This window comes from Citrobacter sp. Cm038 (assembly GCF_030333105.1).
In the GTDB taxonomy this organism is placed as follows: domain Bacteria; phylum Pseudomonadota; class Gammaproteobacteria; order Enterobacterales; family Enterobacteriaceae; genus Citrobacter; species Citrobacter murliniae.
This window is the reverse complement of sequence record NZ_JAOWGO010000025.1, coordinates 120,007-140,252: the sequence shown is the minus strand read 5'-3', so window position 1 is coordinate 140,252 and position 20,246 is coordinate 120,007. Positions and strand designations below refer to the sequence as shown.

The following is a 20,246-nucleotide window of genomic DNA, read 5'->3' as shown; positions in this document are numbered from 1 at the left end:
CGAGATAATTCATTTCCGCGACATATATTTGGCCAGCACCTGATCGACCATCGCGGGTGCCATCCCCAGGTAATTTGCCGGGTCGGTCAGCTCCTCAATCAACTGCGGATCCAGACGTTCTGAGACTGACGGCATCGCATTCAGTACATCGGCCAGTCGTCCCCCCTGTTCATTAACGATACGGCAGGCGTCGTACACTACGTCATGCGCATCCTGGCGGCCAATATATGGCGCCAGACCCATCATGACCGCTTCGGCCACAATCAAACCATTGGTCATACCGAGGTTACGTTTCATCGCCGCTTCATCAACCACCAGCCCCGCCAGCATAAAGTTGGCCTGATGCAACGCCCCCGCGCTGAGGACGAAACTTTCCGGGATAGCAATCCACTCGGCATGCCACGGCCCGGTTGCCCGTTCCAGGTCCTGTACCATCGCATCCAGCATGAGCCCTGCTTGCTGACGTACGCCTTTGGCACAGGCCAGCATCAGCTCACTGGAGATAGGGTTTCGTTTCTGCGGCATGGTGCTGCTGGCGCCGCGTCCTTTAACAAACGGCTCGTACAGTTCGCCAAACTCGTTTGATGCCATCAGCATCACGTCATAAGCGATCTTGCCCAGAGAACCAGTCATAACCGCCAGCAGGTTTACGGCTTCAGCAAAACCATCGCGCGCGACGTGCCAGGTAGATGTAGGTACATTGAGTCCCAGCTCTTCCATCATGGCTTTTTGTACCGCCAGCCCTTTATCGCCCAACGATGCCAGCGTACCGGCTGCGCCAGCAAATTCACCGACCAGCACACGTGGACGCGCCTGAGCAAGACGCTCGGCATGGCGTTCGAACATATCCAGCCAAATGGCAGCTTTATAACCAAAGGTCACTGGTAGCGCCTGCTGCAGATGAGTTCTCCCCGCCATTGGCGTATCGCGGTACCGACGAGCAAGATCGGCCAGCGTCGCACGAAGTTTGTCCATATCGGATTCGATTAATGCAAAAGCATCACGAATTTGCAGCACTACCGCAGTGTCCATAATGTCCTGGGTGGTCGCCCCCCAGTGCACGTAACCGCCGGACTCACCGGCCTGTTTTGAAATCTGATGCACCAGCGGCAGGATCGGATAACCCACAATTTCGGTTTCATGACGCAGCAAATCAAAATCAAGCGTATCGGCATTGCATTTCTCAGCAATTTCCTGCGCCGCAGCCTCGGGTATCACGCCACAGCGTGCCTGGGCTTTAGCTAATGCCACTTCCACTTCCACGTATTTGCGCACCAGTTCGCGATCGTCAAACACCGCGCGCATTGCAGGTGTACCGAAAGAATCCCTGAACAGAACAGAATCAAGCACATTCGAAGCCATAAATCCCCCTGGAAAATCTGATAATGATAAGATGCGTGTTTCAGGCCGTTTGTTGGAAGAACAAAGACCGCCACAATGTCCAGACATACAACAATGTCCGTACATTTAAATGTACGGACATTTATAGTATTCACGAGGAATGTATGGAATAGTCCGTACATATTTTTGTGATGAAGATCATTAATTTTTTGATGAAACTGCGATGAAAGAATCTCTGTACAAGCGAATAGCACGTGAACTGGCGCAGCAAATATCGGTGGGTACTTTTGCCCCAGGCTCGCTGTTTCCCACAGAAATGGAGCTGTGTGAAACATGGCAGGTCAGCCGCCACACCATACGAGAGGCATTGAGGGAATTAACGGAACAGGGGTTGATTTCACGCCGTAAAGGCGCAGGAACCCGCGTTTGCGAACCACAGGCAAACGGCGTCAACCACCCATTATCGCATCTTGAAGATCTGTTACTGCTGGCGAAAAACAATCTGCGCGTGATTAAAAAAATCGATGAAATTGTCGCGGATATTGAGCTTTCCCAGATGATTGGTTGTCCGCCGGGCTCCCGCTGGCTGCACATTGCCAGCACCCGCGAAGATGCGCAAAACCCGGACGCGCCAATCTGCTGGACCGACAGTTATGCCAGTACGGATTACGCCAAGCTGCGCGCTTACATCCGCAACGATCCACACTCGTTAATTAGCGATTTGATCGAAACCCATTACGGTATTAAAAGCCATGAGGTACATCAAACGATTACAGCCGTGGGCGTGCCTAAAAAGGTGGCGAAAATCCTCAACGTAGAACCTGATTCACCGGCGATGAGAATTGTGCGTCGCTATATGGACAGGGAAGGAAAGGTATTTGAAACGACGATTTCGATTCACCCGGCAGGACGGTATACCTGCTCAATCGTGCTGAAACCGCAGAGTTCAGGTGAGTAAAAAAACCTGCCGACATGGCAGGTTTTTCATTCGATTACTGTGCTGAAGACGGTCTGCGAGGACGACGTGGCGGACGAGGCTTATCGCCTGCCGGTTTGCCTTCACTGCTGCGCGGCTTCGCTTTTGGCGCTCCGCCATCCTGACGACGCGGTTGCTGCCCACGCCCTGCACCACCCTGTCCGCGGCCACCACCACCGCCACGCTGTTGGCGTCCGTTCTGGATCGGCTCAGCTTTGATGGACGGGTCCGGCTCGTAGCCCGGGATAGCAATACGTGGGATCTCTTTTTTCAGTAGCTTCTCGATATCACGCAACAGTTTGTGCTCATCGACGCACACCAGAGATAACGCTTCACCCGTTGCCGCCGCACGGCCGGTACGACCAATACGGTGTACATAATCTTCCGGCACGTTCGGCAGCTCGTAGTTCACTACGTGCGGCAGTTCTTCAATATCCAGTCCGCGCGCGGCGATATCGGTCGCCACCAGAACCCGAATATCACCGGATTTAAAATCGGCCAACGCACGCGTACGCGCACCCTGAGATTTGTTACCGTGAATGGCTGCACTGCGAATGCCGTCTTTATTCAGCTGTTCTGCCAGGTGGTTAGCGCCATGTTTGGTACGGGTAAAGACCAGTACCTGCTGCCAGTTACCCTGGCCAATCATCTGCGACAACAATTCGCGCTTGCGTTTTTTATCAACAAAATGAACGTGTTGAGTAACCTGCTCAGAAGCGGTATTACGACGGGCCACTTCAATTTCCAGCGGGTTATGCAGCAGCTTTTCAGCAAGCGCTTTGATGTCGTCAGAGAACGTTGCAGAGAACAGCAGGTTCTGACGTTTTGCCGGCAATTTTGCCAGTACGCGACGAATGTCATGGATAAAGCCCATATCCAGCATACGGTCCGCTTCATCCAGCACCAGGATCTCAATCTGATCCAGTTTGACCGCGTTCTGATGTTCCAGATCGAGCAAACGACCGGGAGTCGCCACCAGCACATCAACGCCGCCACGCAGTTTCATCATTTGCGGGTTAATACTCACACCGCCAAAAACCACCAGTGAGCGGATATTCAGATACTTACTGTAATCGCGGACGTTTTCACCAATCTGCGCAGCCAGTTCACGTGTTGGTGTCAGAATCAGCGCACGCACCGGGCGACGGCTTTTGCCATGCGGCTGATGGGTAATAAGATGTTGTAGCAGCGGCAGGGTAAAGCCTGCTGTTTTACCTGTACCAGTCTGGGCGCTGGCCATCAGGTCACGGCCTTCCAGCACTGCGGGAATTGCCTGCTGCTGAATAGGGGTTGGTTCACGGTAACCCTGCTCGGCAACGGCGCGCAAAATATCAGGATTTAAACCAAGGGAATCAAAAGACATAACTACTCCGAACCGCCCCGACCGTTACCGGTGTCGTTTTCAGGGAGATACTCGCAAAAGAGATGACAAAAACCACAATGTCATGAAGGGGCGGAGTGTAGCAGTTTTTGTGATGTACCGCATAAATTATCCCGCCAGCCGAAAAAACAAAATAAACCACCACACTGGACAATATCGAACATCAGTCATAATCTTAATCAATCGATTGATTAAGATTATGACCGTGCAATGAATACACCAACCATGACAACAAAAGGTGAACAGGCAAAGAACCAGCTCATTGCCGCCGCGCTGGCACAATTCGGTGAGTATGGCCTGCACGCGACGACGCGCGATATTGCCGCCCTGGCCGGGCAGAACATTGCCGCAATTACCTACTATTTTGGTTCAAAAGAAGATTTATATCTTGCCTGCGCCCAGTGGATTGCTGATTTTATCGGTTCACAGTTTCGTCCCCACGCAGAGGAAGCTGAGCGCCTGTTTGCCCAGCCAGAGCCGGATCGGGCGGCAATGCGCGAACTTATTCTGCGCGCCTGCAAAAATATGATCATGCTGTTAACCCAGGACGACACCGTTAATCTGAGTAAATTTATTTCGCGTGAGCAGCTTTCGCCCACCGCCGCTTATCAACTGGTGCACGATCAGGTACTCAATCCTCTACATACACACCTGACACGCCTGATTGCTGCCTATACTGGCTGCGATGCCAACGATACCCAAATGATCCTACACACCCACGCCATACTCGGCGAGGTACTGGCCTTCCGGCTGGGTAAAGAAACCATACTGTTACGCACGGGCTGGTCACAATTTGATGAGGATAAAGCCGCGCTGATTTCCCAAACGGTCATCTTTCACATCGATCTTATTCTGCAAGGTTTAACGCAAAGGAGTCTGGACTCATGAAAAAACCTGTCGTTCTTGGGCTGGTTATCGCGACACTCGTGGCCGTGATTGCCGGTGGAACGTGGTGGTATCAAAGCCGACAAGATAACGGCCTGACCCTGTACGGCAATGTCGACATCCGTAGCGTCAACTTAAGTTTTCGTGTTGGTGGCAGACTGGCCTCGCTGGCCGTTGACGAAGGTGATGCCATTACCGCCGGTCAGGTGCTGGGCGAGCTGGACCATGCCCCATACGAAAACGCACTGATGCAGGCAAAAGCCAATGTTGCCGCTGCACAGGCGCAATACGACCTGATGCTGGCAGGGTATCGTGAGGAAGAGATCGCACAAACCGCAGCAGCCGTGAAACAGGCTCAGGCGGCATACGATTACGCACAAAACTTTTACAACCGCCAGTCAGGATTGTGGAAAAGTCGCACGATTTCCGCCAATGACCTGGAAAACGCCCGTTCTGCACGCGACCAGGCGCTGGCCACACTGAAATCTGCCCAGGATAAACTTTCGCAATATCGCAGCGGTAACCGCCCACAGGATATCGCCCAGGCGAAAGCAACACTCGAACAAGCTCAGGCCCAGCTGGCACAGGCTGAACTTGATTTGCATGATACAACTCTCACCTCACCGTCTGACGGCACGCTGCTAACCCGAGCGGTCGAACCCGGCAGCATGCTGAACGCGGGCGGCACCGTGCTGACACTGTCGCTTACCCGTCCGGTCTGGGTTCGCGCCTATGTTGACGAACGTAATCTGAGCCAGGCACAGCCAGGACGAGAAATTCTGCTCTATACCGATGGCCGTCCGGATAAACCGTATCACGGTAAAATAGGCTTTGTATCTCCTACCGCAGAATTTACGCCCAAAACGGTTGAAACCCCGGACCTGCGTACCGACCTGGTTTATCGCCTGCGTATTGTTGTGACAGATGCGGATGATGCATTACGCCAGGGGATGCCTGTCACGGTGAAATTCAGTGACGAGGCGCGGCATGAATGACGCCGTCATTACGCTTAGTGGACTGGTCAAACGCTTCAAAGGCCTGGAAAAGCCGGCGGTTGCACCGCTCGACTGTACCATTCACGCTGGCTATGTCACCGGTCTTGTAGGGCCAGACGGCGCAGGGAAAACGACCTTAATGCGTATGCTGGCGGGCCTGTTGAAGCCAGATGACGGTAGCGCGACAGTGATCGGTTTTGACCCGATAAAAGACGATAGCGCGCTGCATGCAGTGCTGGGCTACATGCCGCAAAAATTTGGTCTGTATGAAGACTTGACCGTCATGGAGAATCTCAATCTCTATGCCGATTTACGTAGCGTGACCGGTGAAAAACGCAAAGAGACCTTTGCCCGTCTGCTGGAGTTTACCTCGCTGGGGCCATTTACCGGGCGTCTGGCAGGAAAGCTCTCCGGCGGGATGAAACAGAAGCTGGGTCTTGCCTGTACCCTGGTTGGTGAGCCAAAAGTTCTGTTGTTGGATGAACCAGGCGTTGGTGTGGACCCCATTTCTCGTCGCGAACTGTGGCAAATGGTGCACGAGCTGGCCGGGGACGGCATGCTGATCCTCTGGAGCACTTCCTATCTTGATGAAGCCGAGCAGTGTCGTGATGTGCTGCTGATGAACGAAGGTGAACTGCTGTATCAGGGCGAACCGACCCGACTTACGCAAACCATGGCGGGACGTAGCTTTTTAATGAGCAGTCCGCAGGAAAACAACCGGAAGCTGCTGCAACGGGCGTTAAAACTGCCGCAGGTCAGCGACGGGATGATTCAGGGCAAATCTGTTCGACTGATCCTGAAAAAAGAGGCGACAGCGGATGATATTCGTCATGCCGATGGCATGCCGGAGATTAATATCACCGGGACTGCCCCACGCTTCGAAGACGCCTTTATCGATTTGCTCGGCGGAGCGGGAACCTCTGAATCTCCGCTGGGCGCCATCCTGCACACCGTGGAAGGAAAAGCGGGTGAAACGGTCATTGAGGCCAAAGCGCTGACCAAAAAATTTGGCGACTTTGCCGCCACCGACCATGTGGATTTCGCCGTACAGCGCGGTGAAATTTTTGGCCTGTTAGGGCCAAACGGGGCAGGCAAATCCACCACCTTTAAAATGATGTGTGGCCTGCTGGTCCCCACTTCCGGTAAAGCACTGGTGCTGGATATGGACCTGAAAGTCAGTTCAGGGAAAGCGCGCCAACATTTGGGCTATATGGCGCAGAAATTCTCCCTGTATGGCAACCTGACGGTTGAACAGAATCTGCGTTTTTTCTCTGGCGTTTACGGCCTGCGCGGTCGTGCGCAGAAAGAAAAAATTGATCGTATGAGCGAGGCATTCGGCCTGAAAAGTATCGCCTCACATGCCACTGACGAGTTGCCTCTGGGGTTTAAGCAGCGTCTGGCGCTGGCCTGCTCACTGATGCATGAACCCGATATTCTGTTCCTTGATGAACCGACCTCCGGGGTCGATCCCCTCACCCGCCGGGAGTTCTGGCTGCATATCAACAGCATGGTGGAAAAAGGCGTTACGGTGATGGTTACCACCCACTTTATGGACGAAGCAGAATATTGTGACCGTATCGGACTGGTGTATCGCGGTAAGCTGATTGCCAGCGGCACGCCGGACGATCTGAAAGCACAAGCCGCCGATAATGATACGCCGGACCCGACCATGGAGCAGGCGTTTATCACGCTTATCAATGACTGGGATAAGGAGCATGCGCATGAGTAACCATACTCTTTCCTGGCGACGCGTGCGGGCGCTGTGTGTGAAAGAAACGCGCCAGATCGTTCGCGACCCCAGTAGCTGGCTGATTGCCGTGGTGATCCCGCTACTGCTGTTGTTTATCTTCGGCTACGGCATTAACCTCGACTCCAGCAAGCTTCGGGTGGGGATTCTGCTCGAACAACAGAGCGAAGAGGCGCTGGACTTTACCCACGCCATGACCGGCTCGCCATATATTGACGCCACCATTAGCGATAGCCGCCAGGAATTGATTGAGAAGATGCAGGCCGGGCGAATTCGCGGACTGGTGGTTATCCCGGTAGATTTTGCTCAGCAGATGGCGCGGCCAAACGACATCGCCCCGATCCAGGTGATCACCGATGGCAGCGAACCCAACACAGCTAACTTTGTGCAGGGCTATGTGGAAGGCATCTGGCAGATTTGGCAAAAACAACGGGCGGAAGATCGGGGAGAATCATTCGAGCCGCTGATTGACGTGCAAACGCGCTACTGGTTTAACCCGGCGGCCATCAGCCAGCACTTTATTATTCCTGGCGCAGTCACCATCATTATGACGGTGATTGGCGCGATCCTCACCTCATTAGTGGTTGCGCGAGAATGGGAACGCGGGACGATGGAAGCACTGCTCTCGACTGAAGTGACCCGCGTCGAATTACTGCTGTGCAAACTGATCCCCTATTACTTTCTTGGCATGCTGGCGATGCTGCTCTGCATGCTGGTGTCGGTGTTTATTCTTGGTGTTCCCTACCGCGGTTCGCTGCTGATCCTGTTTTTTATCACCAGCCTGTTCTTGCTCAGCACGTTAGGGATGGGATTGCTGATCTCCACCATCACCCGCAATCAGTTTAACGCCGCGCAGGTGGCACTGAACGCCGCTTTCCTGCCGTCGATTATGCTGTCGGGATTTATCTTCCAGATAGACAGCATGCCGGCAATTATCCGCGCGGTGACCTACATTATCCCCGCCCGTTATTTTGTCAGTACCTTGCAAAGCCTGTTTCTGGCGGGAAATATTCCGGTAGTGTTGATTATCAACGTGCTGTTTTTAATCGCTTCGGCGGTGATGTTTATTGGTCTGACGTGGCTTAAAACCAAACGTCGGCTGGATTAAGGGGACAGGCATGTTTCATCGCTTATGGACATTAATTCGCAAAGAGCTGCAATCGCTACTGCGCGAGCCGCAGACACGCGCAATCCTGATTTTACCGGTGCTGATTCAGGTCATCCTGTTTCCGTTCGCTGCAACACTGGAAGTGACCAACGCCACTATCGCCATCTATAACGAAGACAACGGCAAACATTCGGTGGAGTTAACCCAGCGTTTTTCCCGCGCCAGCGCCTTTACTCATATCCTGCTGCTGAAAAATCCGCAGGAGATCCAGCCCACCATCGACACGCAAAAAGCACTACTGCTGGTGCGTTTTCCGGCCGATTTTTCGCGCAATCTGGATACCTTCCAGCAGGCGCCCATGCAGCTAATCCTCGACGGGCGTAACTCTAACAGCGCGCAGATCGCCGCAAATTATCTGCAGCAGATCGTCAAAGAATACCAGCAGGAGCTGATGGAGGGTAAAGCTAAACCGAACAACAGTGAACTGGTGGTGCGTAACTGGTATAACCCGAATCTGGATTATAAATGGTTCGTGGTGCCGTCACTGATCGCCATGATCACCACTATCGGCGTAATGATCGTCACCTCGCTGTCGGTTGCCCGCGAGCGCGAACAAGGTACGCTGGACCAACTGCTGGTTTCCCCGCTCACCACCTGGCAGATTTTCATCGGTAAAGCGGTGCCTGCGCTGATCGTTGCCACTTTTCAGGCCACCATCGTGCTGGCAATTGGCATCTGGGCGTATCACATCCCCTTTGCCGGTTCGCTGGGGTTGTTCTACTTTACGATGGTGATTTATGGGTTGTCGTTGGTGGGCTTTGGTTTACTGATTTCATCGCTGTGCTCAACACAGCAACAGGCATTTATCGGCGTTTTTGTCTTTATGATGCCCGCAATTTTACTCTCAGGGTATGTCTCTCCGGTCGAAAATATGCCGGTATGGTTGCAGAACCTGACGTGGATAAACCCTATCCGCCATTTCACGGACATCACGAAACAGATTTACCTGAAGGATGCGAGTCTGAAGATTGTCTGGGGAAGTTTGTGGCCGCTTTTGGTTATTGCGGCCACAACCGGTTCAGCGGCGTATGCGATGTTTAGACGCAAAGTGATGTAGTTTCTTGTCTTTCGCCAGCAGTGAGACCACTGCGGGGCCGGCAAGGATAACCAGTCCCGCCAGTGCCAGTAACACGTTATTTTGCAGCACGCGGGACAGCAGCCACAGTACGATCATCGCCGCACCGAAATACCACGTGGTCGTGAGCTCTTCCAGCACATCGGCCACATCGCGCCAGCGCTGCTCATGATGACGCTGTAACGCCAGCATCAGTAAAACTGTTACGCCATAAATGACGCATAATCCCAGACCGACGCGCACCAGCGTGCCACTCATCCAGCCCATTACCAGCAACGCCACTACCAGTAAATGCAACACAATCTGCCAGCAACTAAGACCCGTTGCGACACGAACACGTTGTTGCCACCTCATGGCTTTTCTCCTGAAGGATTTTTAACTAATTATTCAGAGTACCGGACTTTACGGAAAATTCCGTAACACCGCATCCTTTTGTGACGCCGACTACACTATTTAAAAGAAAAATGACGCCGACAGGAGACCCATGACCGAACCAACCGATCGATTTTCATTCAATGTGCTCACTATTAATACGCATAAAGGTTTTACCGCCTTTAACAGACGCTTTATTTTGCCTGAGCTACGTGATGCCGTCAGGACGGTCGGTGCGGATATTGTGTGTCTGCAGGAAGTGATGGGAGCGCACGACATTCACCCGCTGCATGTGGAGAACTGGCCGGATACCACACACTACGAATTTCTGGCTGATACGATGTGGAGCGACTTTGCTTACGGGCGTAATGCCGTTTATCCACAAGGGCATCACGGCAATGCGGTATTGTCACGTTATCCCATCGAACATGATGAAAATCGCGATGTTTCAGTCGGGGGAAGCGAAAAACGCGGCGTGCTTTACTGTCGCATCGTGCCGCCAATGTTACCTCGCCCTATCCATGTGATGTGCGTACATCTTGGGTTACGTGAAGCTCATCGCCAGGCACAGTTGTCAATGCTGGCCGATTGGGTGAATGCCCTGCCCGATGACGAACCTGTCGTCGTCGCCGGGGATTTCAACGACTGGCGGCAAAAGGCTAATCATCCGTTGAAAGCCCAGGCCGGTCTTGAAGAGATTTTTACCCGGGCCCACGGACGCCCGGCGCGAACCTTTCCGGTGCATCTGCCGCTACTACGCCTCGACAGGATCTACGTAAAAAATGCCAACGCCAGTACGCCAACTGCGCTGGCGCTCCACAACTGGCGACATTTGTCTGACCATGCCCCCCTCAGCGCGGAGATTCATTTATGAAAAATGGCTGGCGTGAAGGCAATCAAATTCAGCTACTGGAAAATGGCGACCAATACTATCCCGCCGTCTTTGAAGCTATTGAGCAGGCACAACAAAAGATAATCCTTGAGACCTTTATCTGGTTTGAAGATGAAGTCGGAATACGGCTGCATGCTGCGCTGCTGAGAGCCGCTCAACGCGGGATCAAAGCAGAAGTGCTACTGGACGGCTACGGTTCACCAGATCTCAGCGATCGTTTTGTCGACGAATTGACCGCCGCCGGAATTGTTTTTCGTTATTACGATCCGCGCCCTCGCCTGCTGGGCATGCGCACTAACCTGTTTCGGAGGATGCATCGCAAAATAGTCGTGATTGACGATCGCGTCGCCTTCGTCGGCGGAATTAATTATTCCGCCGAACATATGTCTGATTATGGCCCTGAAGCTAAGCAGGATTATGCCGTGCGGGTTGAGGGTCCTATCGTGGTCGATATCCTGACATTTGTACTGGAAAACCTGCCAGGACAAAGCGCCGTACGCCGCTGGTGGCGGCGCCATCATCGGGCGATTGAGAATCGTCAACCTGGCGAAGCGCAGGCGCTATTTGTCTGGCGCGATAACGAAGAACATCGCGATGATATTGAACGCCATTATCTGAAAATGCTGACTCAGGCCAGACGGGAAGTGATCATTGCCAATGCCTATTTCTTCCCAGGTTATCGACTGCTGCATGCGCTGCGCAAAGCTGCACGACGCGGGGTACGGGTGAAGCTTATCGTCCAGGGGGAGCCGGATATGCCGATTGTAAAGGTTGGTGCTCGCCTGCTGTACAACTATCTGGTGAAGGGCGGCGTCCACGTTTATGAATACCGACGCAAACCTCTTCATGGCAAAGTGGCACTGATGGACGATCACTGGGCAACGGTTGGCTCCAGCAATCTCGACCCACTCAGCCTGTCGCTCAACCTGGAAGCAAATATCATTATTCATGACCGCGCCTTTAACCAGACCCTGCGTGACAATCTGGACCCTATTATTGCGCAAGACTGCAAACGCGTTGATGAATCCATGCTTCCAAAACGCACCTGGTGGAATCTGACCAAGAGCGTGATGGCATTCCACTTTTTGCGCCATTTTCCGGCGCTGGTCGGCTGGTTACCCGCACACACTCCGCGCCTTGCCCAGGTTGAGCCGCCTGCCCAGCCCACTATGGAAACACAGGATCGCATTCAGGCAGAAGATGCCGGAGGGAAACCCTGATGGCAAAATCTCATCCGCGTTGGCGATTAGCGAAAAAAATCCTCACCTGGCTATTTTTTATAGCAGTCATCGTGTTACTGGTTATTTATGCCAGCAAGGTGAACTGGGAAGAGGTGTGGACGGTTATCCGTGATTACAATCGGCTCGCCCTGCTCAGCGCGATTGGACTCGTGATCGTCAGCTATTTGTTCTATGGCTTTTATGACCTGCTTGGACGGTATTATTGCGGGCATAAACTGTCAAAACGCCAGGTGATGCTGGTATCGTTTATCTGTTACGCCTTCAACCTGACATTAAGTACCTGGGTCGGTGGTATTGGGATGCGCTATCGGCTCTACTCGCGCCTTGGATTGCCGGGAAGTACTATCACGCGCATTTTCTCGCTCAGTATTACCACCAACTGGCTGGGCTACATCCTGCTGGGCGGTTTTATTTTTACCTTCGGCGTCGTTCAGTTACCCGCGCATTGGTATATCGATGAGCTTACGCTACGCATTCTGGGCGTGTCGCTGCTGCTGATTATTGTCGTGTATCTGTGGTTTTGCGCATTTGCCAAACATCGCCACATCACGATTAAAGGTCAAAAACTGGTACTTCCATCATGGAAATTCGCCCTTATTCAGATGGCAATATCCAGTACCAACTGGATGGTCATGGGGGCAATTATCTGGCTGCTGTTAGGCCAGGGCGTGGATTATTTCTTTGTACTCGGGGTGCTACTGGTGAGCAGTATTGCCGGGGTGATCGTGCACATTCCTGCGGGGATCGGTGTACTTGAAGCCGTATTTATCGCCTTGCTGGCAGGAGAAGAGACCTCGCAAGGCTTGATCATCGCCGCCCTGCTCGCGTACCGGGTGCTCTACTATTTTATTCCGTTGCTGCTGGCGCTGGTGTGTTATCTGGTACTGGAGAGTCGGGCGAAAAAGCTGCGGGTAAAGAACGAGAAGGCGATGGCAAAATAGCCGTGAGATTTATTGCCGGATAGCATTGTTAACACCGCCATCCGGCAACAGATATTTAACGACGATTGCCGAAAATACGCAGCAGCATCAGGAACAGGTTGATGAAGTCCAGATACAGCGTTAACGCCCCGAGAATCGCGTATTTACGCAGGTTAGAGCTGTCACGCAAGTCGATCTGCTCGCCGATATTTTTCAGCTTTTGCGTGTCATAGGCAGTCAGGCCGACAAACACGATCACTCCAATGTAGGTCACCGCCCACATCAGCGCTTCACTCTTCAGCCAGAAGTTAACCAACGAAGCCAGCACTATGCCGATCAACGCCATAAACAACATATTGCCGAAACCACTGAGATCGCGTTTGGTGGTGTAACCATACAGACTCATGATGCCGAACATTCCGCCGGTAACCACAAAGGTGCTGGCGATAGACGAGTAGGTATAAACGATAAAGATACTCGACAGCGTTAGGCCGGTTAATGCCGAGTAGAGCATGAACAGCGTGGTCGCCATTCCGGCACTGAGCTTTTGCACCATGCCCGAAAGAACAAACACCAGCGCAAGCTGGGCAATAATCAGCCCAAAGAAGGTAATTTTGCTTGAGAAGACAAACATCATTACCGCTGGCGTATTCGCCGCATACCACGCAATAAAGGCCGTCAGTAACAACCCACAGGTCATCCAGCCGTACACCTGCGCCATATACGTTTGCAGACCGGAACGGGCCTGTACAATAGAATCGGATCGTGGGAATCGGTCCATGACAATCTCCTGAATCAGTATGAGCCTACAACAATTGTACTCTACCAGCGTTTTGCTGCTTGTTTATCGCTGTCACGGGCGTCCACCCAACGTTCGCCTTCCGGCGTTGCTTCACGCTTCCAGAACGGCGCGCGAGTCTTCAGATAATCCATAATGAACTGGCCGGCATCAAACGCGCTGCTGCGATGTGCGCTGGTTACGCCGACGAAGACGATTTCATCCCCAGGCCACAGTTCGCCGATGCGATGTATAACCGTTACGCGACCTAACGGCCAGCGTTCGCGCGCCTCTTCGACGATTTCTGCCAGCGCTTTCTCGGTCATGCCTGGATAGTGTTCCAGCGTTAACGCCTTTACGCTGTCGCCGAGGTTGTGGTTCCGGACTTTACCGGTGAAAGTGACCACCGCGCCATCTTCGTCGCGCTCTGCCAGCCAGGGATACTCTTCCCCGACGCTAAACGGGGCATGTCCAACAACAATTCGCGTTTCAGCCATCTCAGCCTCCGGTTACCGGCGGGAAGAAGGCGACTTCATCTCCCGCTTTAACGGGATAATCAAAGCTGACCAGCGTCTGGTTAACCGCAGCCAGCAGTTTGCCGTCTTCGAGAGCCAGGGCCCAACGATCGCTTTTGGCGGCCAGATGCTGGCGCAGCGCCTCTACCGTAGGAAATTCTGCTGTGACGTCTAACGCATCCGTGTCCACCAGTTCACGTACCTGGGCAAAGAAAAGAACTTTAATCATGCGCATCCACCTTAAAATCTCCCGACTTGCCGCCGCTTTTCGCCAACAGCCGCACCGGACCAATCACCATATCCTTTTGTACCGCTTTGCACATGTCGTAGATGGTCAACGCAGCCACCGATGCCGCCGTTAAAGCTTCCATTTCGACACCGGTTTTACCGGTCAGACGACACAGCGACTCAATGCGCACACGGTTGTGCTCCGGCTCGGCGCGCAGATTAACTTCAACCTTGCTGAGCATCAGTGGGTGGCACAACGGGATAAGATCCCAGGTGCGTTTGGCCGCCTGGATACCGGCAATTCGGGCCGTAGCGAAAACGTCGCCTTTATGGTGGCTACCGTCGATAATCATTGCCAGAGTTTCGCTACGCATGGTGACGAATGCTTCAGCACGCGCTTCACGTACGGTTTCCGCTTTGGCGGAGACATCCACCATGTGCGCTTCGCCAGCGGCGTTAATATGAGTCAGTTGCGACATACTTATTTCTTCAAATGTGGGTGGAAATTACACGGACGTGTACGGGCATCAAGCTGCGGCGCAATAATGTTTTCCCAGGCGGTACGACACGCTTTAGTCGAACCCGGCATAGCGAAAATCAGCGTTTTATTGGCGACCCCGGCAATCGCACGGGATTGCAGCGTCGCAGTACCAATCTCTTCAAAAGAGAGCATACGGAACACTTCGCCAAAACCTTCGACTTCTCTGTCAAACAACGGCTGCAGCGCTTCCGGCGCCTGGTCTCCTTCAGTCAACCCCGTGCCACCAGTAATGAGCACTACCTGCACGTCGTCGCTGGCAATCCAGGCAGAGACCTGGGCGCGAATAGCGTAACGGTTCTCTTTGACAATTGCCTTATCAACAATCTGATGACCTGCTTCCAGTGCAGAGTCACGCAAATAATGACCTGAAGTGTCGTCTTCTTCACCACGACGGCTGGAAACAGTAAGAATAGCAATGCGTGTCGGGATAAATTCAGCGCTTACCTGACTCATCTTTAATCTCCTTTTTGTAGATTATCCACCGATATATGAGAGGTTCTGGGTTATGCCGGTATTGTTCTGATGCAGGAAGTGGGTTTGCTTTTTCTCTAGCAGAGCGGCAGAGATACGCTCTTCCAGCGCTTGCTGCTGCGTATCATCCTCCAGCAAATCACGCAGGCTAACGCCGCCTTCACCAAATAAACACAAATGAAGTTTGCCGACTGAAGAAACGCGCAGACGGTTACAGGTGGCGCAGAAGTCTTTTTCATAAGGCATGATCAGGCCGATCTCGCCGGCATAATCAGGATGACAGAAAACCTGCGCCGGACCGTCGCTGCGTTGACGTAGCTGGTGAATCCAGCCGCGACGCAGCAGTTCATCGCGCAGAACCTGCCCGGAGATATGGTGTTTACGAAAGAGAGAACTGCCTTCGCCGGTTTCCATCAGTTCAATAAAGCGCAACTGAATTGGACGCGGCTGGATCCAGGCAAGGAAGGTGTCCAGTTGATGATGGTTCACGTCACGCATCAGCACGGTGTTCACTTTCACTTTTTCAAAACCGGCATCAAATGCGGCATCAATACCAGCCATTACCTGCTGAAATTTGTCCTGTCCGGTAATGGCGTGAAACTGGCGAGCATCAAGGCTGTCGACGCTGACGTTCAGCGCCGTGAGTCCCGCTTCGCGCCAGGTAGCGGCATCCCGCGCCAGACGGTACCCGTTGGTGGTTACCGCAATCTGACGGATAGCGTCATTTTCACGCACGGCGGCGATGATGTCGGTAAAGTCGCGACGCAAGGACGGTTCGCCTCCCGTCAGACGCACTTTTTCCGTTCCCAGGCTGGCGAACGCACGTGTGACACGACGAATTTCATCAACGGTCAGAAAGCCGTTATTGGTAACGCCGCCGGGCTTATAGCCATCCGGCAGACAGTAGGTGCAACGAAAGTTACACACATCGGTAATCGACAAACGTAAGTAGTAAAACTTACGAGCGAAAGCATCAGTAAGTTGAGAGCCCATGTACACCTTTCCAAATACGGGAGGCGAAGTCATTTCTTCCTGCGCCCTGGTGACAATCTCATATAAGCATTGTCACGGCCAAAGCACCGTATCATTTGACCCAGGTGCAGTGGCTAGAGTGTTTATTGTGGTTATGCCGATACTAGCGTGTAAATGGTAGTTTTGCCATGTACACTTTCGCTGTATAAACACGTATATAACGACATGATCGTGCATTTTCGCTACAGAATAAGTAAAAACCACACTTTTGCATTGATATACATCATCTTGTCGTAAGGTGAGCCTCGTCAGAAAGAGGTAGATCACAGAAAATTTTTTCTCTGAAACCCGCTGGCTAATTGCTGAAAACACGCAATTTACGCTACTGTACGCTGATCAATTGATATCAGGAAAATATATGCGTACTCGCACGCTGGCGGATCTGGATCGCGTTGTCGCTCTCGGCGGAGGGCATGGATTAGGACGCGCTCTCTCTTCACTTTCCCCTTTAGGCTCACGCCTGACGGGCATTGTTACCACCACCGATAATGGCGGTTCCACAGGCCGCATTCGGCGCTCCGAAGGGGGTATTGCCTGGGGAGACATGCGTAATTGCCTGAACCAGTTAATTACCCAGCCAAGCGTCGCATCCGCCATGTTTGAGTATCGTTTTGGCGGTAATGGCGAGCTTTCCGGGCATAACCTCGGAAATCTGATGTTAAAGGCGCTGGATCACCTGAGCGTGCGGCCTCTGGAAGCCATCAATTTAATTCGCAGTCTATTGAAAGTGGATGCGCATTTAATTCCGATGTCAGAGCTGCCGGTGGATCTTATGGCTATCGACGATCAGGGACATGAGGTCTATGGCGAAGTGAATATTGATCAGCTCACTATTCCCCCTCAGGAGTTGATGCTTTCGCCAAAGGTCCCGGCCACGCGGGAAGCGATTGAAGCTATCGCGGAAGCGGATTTGATTCTGATAGGACCGGGCAGCTTTTACACCAGCCTGATGCCGATCCTGCTGCTCGATGAACTGGCGCAGGCATTGCGTCGCACTCCGGCACCGATGGTTTATATTGGCAATCTGGGGCGTGAATTAAGCCTGCCAGCCGCCAGCCTGACGCTCAGAGATAAGCTGGCAATCATCGAACAGTACGTCGGGAAGAAGGTCATTGATGCGGTAATTGTGGGGCCGAAGGTGGACGTTTCGGCCGTTACTGACCGCATTGTGATTCAGGACGTGCTGGAAGCCAGCGATATTCCTTATCGCCACGACCGCCAGCTATTGCACACCGCGCTGGAAAAAGTAGTACAGGCTTTAGGCTGAGCGAATTTGCCTGATGACGCTTATCAGGCCTACACCGACCTTGACGTTTGTAGGCCGGATAAAGGGTTTACCCCGCCATCCGGCAACGCGTTAAGACGCCGCAATAAACAGCTCGCGAAGCTGATGCAACTGGTCACGGATCTGTGCTGCCTCTTCGAACTCCAGGTTCTGCGCATGCTGCATCATCAGCCCTTCCAGCTCATGGATTTTCTGCTGCAGCGCCTTCGGCGTCATATCCAGCTCAACTACCTCGGACTTCGCCCCGGCGCGAGACTTCCCTCTGCCTTTGGCTTTTGTTTTGGCAATATTCTGACCCAACGCCAGAATATCGACCACTTTCTTGTTCAGTCCCTGAGGAGTAATACCGTGCTCTTCGTTGTACTGCTGCTGCTTCTCGCGACGACGTTCGGTTTCACTAATCGCCTTCGCCATCGAGGCGGTAATTTTATCGCCGTAGAGGATCGCTTTTCCGTTGATGTTACGTGCCGCACGACCAATGGTCTGGATAAGCGATCGCTCAGAACGCAAGAACCCTTCTTTATCTGCGTCCAGAATAGCCACCAGAGAGACCTCAGGCATGTCCAGGCCCTCACGTAACAGGTTGATGCCGACTAACACGTCAAACTCGCCCAGGCGCAGGTCACGGATGATTTCCATCCGCTCCACGGTGTCGATGTCCGAGTGCAGATAGCGCACTCTCTCGCCGTGCTCTTCGAGGTATTCCGTGAGATCTTCCGCCATCCGTTTGGTCAGCGTCGTGACCAGTACGCGCTCATTAATCGCCGCGCGGATACGAATTTCAGAGAGCAGATCGTCGACCTGCGTCGCTACCGGACGCACCTCAATAACCGGATCCAACAGACCGGTTGGTCGTACGACCTGATCGACCACTTCATCACCGGATTTCTCCAGTTCATAATTACCTGGTGTCGCAGACACATAGATGGTTTGCGGCGCCAGTGCTTCAAACTCTTCAAACTTCAGCGGGCGGTTATCCAGCGCAGACGGCAGACGGAAACCGTACTCGACCAGCGTCTCTTTTCGCGCCCGGTCGCCGCGATACATCCCGCCAATTTGCGGAATGGTGACGTGGGACTCATCCACTACCAACAGACCGTCGGCTGGCAGGTAATCAAACAACGTCGGCGGCGGCTCGCCTGGCCCTCGCCCGGACAAATAACGGGAATAGTTTTCAATGCCAGAGCAGTATCCCAGTTCGTTCATCATTTCCAGATCGAACTGCGTACGCTGGCTTAAGCGCTGTTCTTCCAGTAGTTTGTTGTTCGCCAGCAGGTTTTTACGTCTTTCGGCCAGCTCGACTTTAATGTCTTCCATGGCCTGCACAATGCGTTCGCGAGGCGTCACGTAGTGTGTTTTAGGATAGATGGTGTAGCGCGGGATGGTTGATTCAACCTGCCCGGTCAGCGGGTCAAACAATGACAGACGCTCAACTTCTTCATCAAACAGCTCCACGCGCAGCGCAATATCGTCAGACTCAGCCGGGAAGATGTCGATCACTTCACCGCGCACACGGAAAGTACCGCGCTGGAATGCCTGATCGTTACGGGTATATTGCAACTCCGCCAGACGGCGCAGAATGGCCCGCTGATCGATAATCATCCCCACCGTCAGGTGCAGCATCATTTTCAGATACAGGTCCGGGTCACCCAAACCATAGATCGCGGAAACCGAGGCCACGACCACCACATCCCGACGCTCCAGCAGCGCCTTGGTCGCCGACAGTCGCATCTGCTCAATATGCTCGTTTACCGACGCATCTTTCTCGATAAACGTATCAGAACTCGGCACATACGCTTCCGGCTGATAATAGTCGTAGTAGGAGACAAAATACTCAACCGCATTATCCGGAAAGAACTCTTTCATCTCACCATATAGCTGGGCTGCCAGCGTCTTGTTAGGCGCCAGCACCATTGTGGGACGCTGTAAGTCAGCTATCACGTTGGCAATGGTGAATGTTTTTCCCGACCCCGTTACGCCCAGCAGCGTTTGATGCGCAAGCCCATCCTCCAGCCCTTCTTCCAGGCGACGAATCGCCTCAGGCTGATCGCCAGAGGGTTTAAAAGCGGAATTCAGTTTGAACGGTTTACTCATGAGCAGCTACCTGAAGCAATGGGCGGGCAGGTGTGTAATTTTACTCGCAGTCGTACATTTTGCCAGTAAAATATACTGGATGAAAAAACAGTAACGCGCCAGAATATATCTGTTACGCCATCAGAAAGCCCGTCACTGTGGACGAAAATTTTGGCGCTGACGAGATAAAACACCAGTAAAAATGTGTTATCCCCAGACCAATGACTTTTTTAACATTTGTCAAGCTACCGGATGAAAGTTTTGTGGCAACGCATGACACTTCTGCGACAGCCATTGATTTTATCTAACAATTTGTATTTAAATGACTAT

20 protein-coding genes and 1 riboswitch are annotated in these 20,246 nt (G+C 52.8%); of the genes, 10 read left to right on the top strand and 10 right to left on the bottom strand.

Features of this window, described 5'->3' with window-relative positions; genetic code table 11:
* Positions 1–9: 9 nt before the first annotated feature.
* Positions 10–1,362 (bottom strand): class-II fumarase/aspartase family protein, encoded by a 1,353-nt coding sequence (locus tag OGY01_RS20205; protein ID WP_045441175.1) that lies wholly within the window; start codon positions 1,360–1,362, stop codon positions 10–12.
* Positions 1,363–1,564: 202 nt separating this feature from the next.
* On the opposite strand from OGY01_RS20205, the gene OGY01_RS20200 reads away from it, so the two are divergent.
* Entirely contained in the window at positions 1,565–2,299 is a 735-nt protein-coding gene (locus tag OGY01_RS20200) for a GntR family transcriptional regulator (protein ID WP_048221800.1), read from the top strand.
* A 34-nt stretch (positions 2,300–2,333) separates the two neighbouring features.
* Here the strand turns inward: OGY01_RS20200 and rhlE are convergent, their stop codons facing one another.
* A complete protein-coding gene (rhlE, locus tag OGY01_RS20195; RefSeq protein WP_045441173.1) occupies positions 2,334–3,680 on the bottom strand; it encodes an ATP-dependent RNA helicase RhlE in 1,347 nt (448 codons plus the stop codon).
* A 228-nt stretch (positions 3,681–3,908) separates the two neighbouring features.
* Between rhlE and cecR the strand changes: the two genes are divergently transcribed.
* The 5 genes from cecR to OGY01_RS20170 are packed head-to-tail and all read left to right on the top strand — an operon-like array spanning position 3,909 to position 9,550.
* On the top strand, positions 3,909–4,586 hold the full coding sequence (gene cecR / locus OGY01_RS20190) for a transcriptional regulator CecR (RefSeq protein ID WP_045441172.1): 678 nt from the start codon (positions 3,909–3,911) through the stop codon (positions 4,584–4,586).
* Positions 4,583–5,578: a secretion protein HlyD gene (gene hlyD, locus OGY01_RS20185; protein WP_045441171.1), complete on the top strand. Its 996-nt coding sequence runs from the start codon at positions 4,583–4,585 to the stop codon at positions 5,576–5,578. Before cecR ends, hlyD begins: the two co-directional genes overlap by 4 nt.
* Positions 5,571–7,307, top strand: coding sequence for an ATP-binding cassette domain-containing protein (locus OGY01_RS20180; RefSeq protein WP_284096544.1), 1,737 nt, complete (start codon positions 5,571–5,573; stop codon positions 7,305–7,307). The genes hlyD and OGY01_RS20180 overlap by 8 nt, the downstream gene beginning before the upstream one ends.
* Positions 7,300–8,433 carry an ABC transporter permease gene (locus OGY01_RS20175; protein WP_200041972.1) on the top strand — a complete coding sequence of 378 codons (1,134 nt, stop codon included), beginning with the start codon at positions 7,300–7,302 and terminating at the stop codon, positions 8,431–8,433. Before OGY01_RS20180 ends, OGY01_RS20175 begins: the two co-directional genes overlap by 8 nt.
* Before the next feature lie 10 nt (positions 8,434–8,443).
* Complete coding sequence (locus tag OGY01_RS20170) at positions 8,444–9,550, top strand: ABC transporter permease (RefSeq protein WP_045441168.1); 1,107 nt, start codon at positions 8,444–8,446, stop codon at positions 9,548–9,550.
* Here OGY01_RS20170 and OGY01_RS20165 read toward each other — a convergent pair.
* Positions 9,512–9,922: a YbhQ family protein gene (locus OGY01_RS20165; protein ID WP_045441167.1), complete on the bottom strand. Its 411-nt coding sequence runs from the start codon at positions 9,920–9,922 to the stop codon at positions 9,512–9,514. The genes OGY01_RS20170 and OGY01_RS20165 overlap by 39 nt on opposite strands.
* Positions 9,923–10,052: 130 nt before the next feature.
* Here OGY01_RS20165 and OGY01_RS20160 point away from each other — a divergent pair, with 130 nt between their 5' ends.
* From OGY01_RS20160 to OGY01_RS20150, 3 genes are read left to right on the top strand one after another with little or no spacing between them, the layout of a single operon-like run.
* The gene (locus OGY01_RS20160) at positions 10,053–10,814 is read left to right on the top strand and encodes an endonuclease/exonuclease/phosphatase family protein (protein WP_200041971.1); all 762 of its coding nucleotides are present in this window, start codon (positions 10,053–10,055) and stop codon (positions 10,812–10,814) included.
* Complete coding sequence (gene clsB / locus OGY01_RS20155; RefSeq protein WP_045441165.1) at positions 10,811–12,052, top strand: cardiolipin synthase ClsB; 1,242 nt, start codon at positions 10,811–10,813, stop codon at positions 12,050–12,052. Before OGY01_RS20160 ends, clsB begins: the two co-directional genes overlap by 4 nt.
* Entirely contained in the window at positions 12,052–13,014 is a 963-nt protein-coding gene (locus tag OGY01_RS20150) for a lysylphosphatidylglycerol synthase domain-containing protein (protein WP_045441164.1), read from the top strand. Before clsB ends, OGY01_RS20150 begins: the two co-directional genes overlap by 1 nt.
* 55 nt (positions 13,015–13,069) lie before the next feature.
* Here OGY01_RS20150 and OGY01_RS20145 read toward each other — a convergent pair whose 3' ends face one another.
* From OGY01_RS20145 to moaA, 6 genes are all read right to left on the bottom strand, one after another.
* The gene (locus tag OGY01_RS20145; RefSeq protein WP_040230421.1) at positions 13,070–13,774 is read right to left on the bottom strand and encodes a Bax inhibitor-1/YccA family protein; all 705 of its coding nucleotides are present in this window, start codon (positions 13,772–13,774) and stop codon (positions 13,070–13,072) included.
* Between the two features lie 41 nt (positions 13,775–13,815).
* Positions 13,816–14,268, bottom strand: coding sequence for a molybdopterin synthase catalytic subunit MoaE (gene moaE / locus OGY01_RS20140; protein ID WP_048221808.1), 453 nt, complete (start codon positions 14,266–14,268; stop codon positions 13,816–13,818).
* Between the two features lies 1 nt (position 14,269).
* A complete protein-coding gene (gene moaD / locus OGY01_RS20135; RefSeq protein WP_045441162.1) occupies positions 14,270–14,515 on the bottom strand; it encodes a molybdopterin synthase sulfur carrier subunit in 246 nt (81 codons plus the stop codon).
* Positions 14,508–14,993: a cyclic pyranopterin monophosphate synthase MoaC gene (gene moaC, locus OGY01_RS20130; protein ID WP_045441161.1), complete on the bottom strand. Its 486-nt coding sequence runs from the start codon at positions 14,991–14,993 to the stop codon at positions 14,508–14,510. Before moaC ends, moaD begins: the two co-directional genes overlap by 8 nt.
* 2 nt (positions 14,994–14,995) lie before the next feature.
* Positions 14,996–15,508, bottom strand: a complete 513-nt coding sequence (moaB, locus tag OGY01_RS20125) for a molybdenum cofactor biosynthesis protein B (protein ID WP_045441160.1) — start codon at positions 15,506–15,508, stop codon at positions 14,996–14,998.
* A 21-nt stretch (positions 15,509–15,529) separates the two neighbouring features.
* Positions 15,530–16,519 carry a GTP 3',8-cyclase MoaA gene (gene moaA / locus OGY01_RS20120; protein WP_286493571.1) on the bottom strand — a complete coding sequence of 330 codons (990 nt, stop codon included), beginning with the start codon at positions 16,517–16,519 and terminating at the stop codon, positions 15,530–15,532.
* Positions 16,507–16,652, bottom strand: a riboswitch (molybdenum cofactor riboswitch). Its footprint overlaps the gene before it by 13 nt.
* Positions 16,653–16,916: 264 nt before the next feature.
* Between moaA and yvcK the strand changes: the two genes are divergently transcribed.
* Positions 16,917–17,825, top strand: a complete 909-nt coding sequence (gene yvcK / locus OGY01_RS20115; RefSeq protein WP_286493569.1) for a uridine diphosphate-N-acetylglucosamine-binding protein YvcK — start codon at positions 16,917–16,919, stop codon at positions 17,823–17,825.
* A gap of 90 nt (positions 17,826–17,915) precedes the next feature.
* On the opposite strand, the gene uvrB is transcribed toward yvcK, so the two are convergent.
* Entirely contained in the window at positions 17,916–19,937 is a 2,022-nt protein-coding gene (gene uvrB / locus OGY01_RS20110) for an excinuclease ABC subunit UvrB (protein ID WP_045441157.1), read from the bottom strand.
* Positions 19,938–20,246 lie beyond the last annotated feature (309 nt).

Coding starts and splice junctions, on each gene's coding strand:
- moaE (WP_048221808.1), bottom strand. CDS start 14,268: ATGGCTGAAACGCGAATTGTTGTTGGACATGCCCCGTTTAGCGTCGGG.
- yvcK (WP_286493569.1), top strand. CDS start 16,917: ATGCGTACTCGCACGCTGGCGGATCTGGATCGCGTTGTCGCTCTCGGC.
- OGY01_RS20160 (WP_200041971.1), top strand. CDS start 10,053: ATGACCGAACCAACCGATCGATTTTCATTCAATGTGCTCACTATTAAT.
- moaD (WP_045441162.1), bottom strand. CDS start 14,515: ATGATTAAAGTTCTTTTCTTTGCCCAGGTACGTGAACTGGTGGACACG.
- OGY01_RS20165 (WP_045441167.1), bottom strand. CDS start 9,922: ATGAGGTGGCAACAACGTGTTCGTGTCGCAACGGGTCTTAGTTGCTGG.
- OGY01_RS20150 (WP_045441164.1), top strand. CDS start 12,052: ATGGCAAAATCTCATCCGCGTTGGCGATTAGCGAAAAAAATCCTCACC.
- moaB (WP_045441160.1), bottom strand. CDS start 15,508: ATGAGTCAGGTAAGCGCTGAATTTATCCCGACACGCATTGCTATTCTT.
- rhlE (WP_045441173.1), bottom strand. CDS start 3,680: ATGTCTTTTGATTCCCTTGGTTTAAATCCTGATATTTTGCGCGCCGTT.
- OGY01_RS20170 (WP_045441168.1), top strand. CDS start 8,444: ATGTTTCATCGCTTATGGACATTAATTCGCAAAGAGCTGCAATCGCTA.
- moaC (WP_045441161.1), bottom strand. CDS start 14,993: ATGTCGCAACTGACTCATATTAACGCCGCTGGCGAAGCGCACATGGTG.
- cecR (WP_045441172.1), top strand. CDS start 3,909: ATGAATACACCAACCATGACAACAAAAGGTGAACAGGCAAAGAACCAG.
- moaA (WP_286493571.1), bottom strand. CDS start 16,519: ATGGGCTCTCAACTTACTGATGCTTTCGCTCGTAAGTTTTACTACTTA.
- OGY01_RS20180 (WP_284096544.1), top strand. CDS start 5,571: ATGAATGACGCCGTCATTACGCTTAGTGGACTGGTCAAACGCTTCAAA.
- clsB (WP_045441165.1), top strand. CDS start 10,811: ATGAAAAATGGCTGGCGTGAAGGCAATCAAATTCAGCTACTGGAAAAT.
- OGY01_RS20145 (WP_040230421.1), bottom strand. CDS start 13,774: ATGGACCGATTCCCACGATCCGATTCTATTGTACAGGCCCGTTCCGGT.
- OGY01_RS20175 (WP_200041972.1), top strand. CDS start 7,300: ATGAGTAACCATACTCTTTCCTGGCGACGCGTGCGGGCGCTGTGTGTG.
- OGY01_RS20205 (WP_045441175.1), bottom strand. CDS start 1,362: ATGGCTTCGAATGTGCTTGATTCTGTTCTGTTCAGGGATTCTTTCGGT.
- hlyD (WP_045441171.1), top strand. CDS start 4,583: ATGAAAAAACCTGTCGTTCTTGGGCTGGTTATCGCGACACTCGTGGCC.
- OGY01_RS20200 (WP_048221800.1), top strand. CDS start 1,565: ATGAAAGAATCTCTGTACAAGCGAATAGCACGTGAACTGGCGCAGCAA.
- uvrB (WP_045441157.1), bottom strand. CDS start 19,937: ATGAGTAAACCGTTCAAACTGAATTCCGCTTTTAAACCCTCTGGCGAT.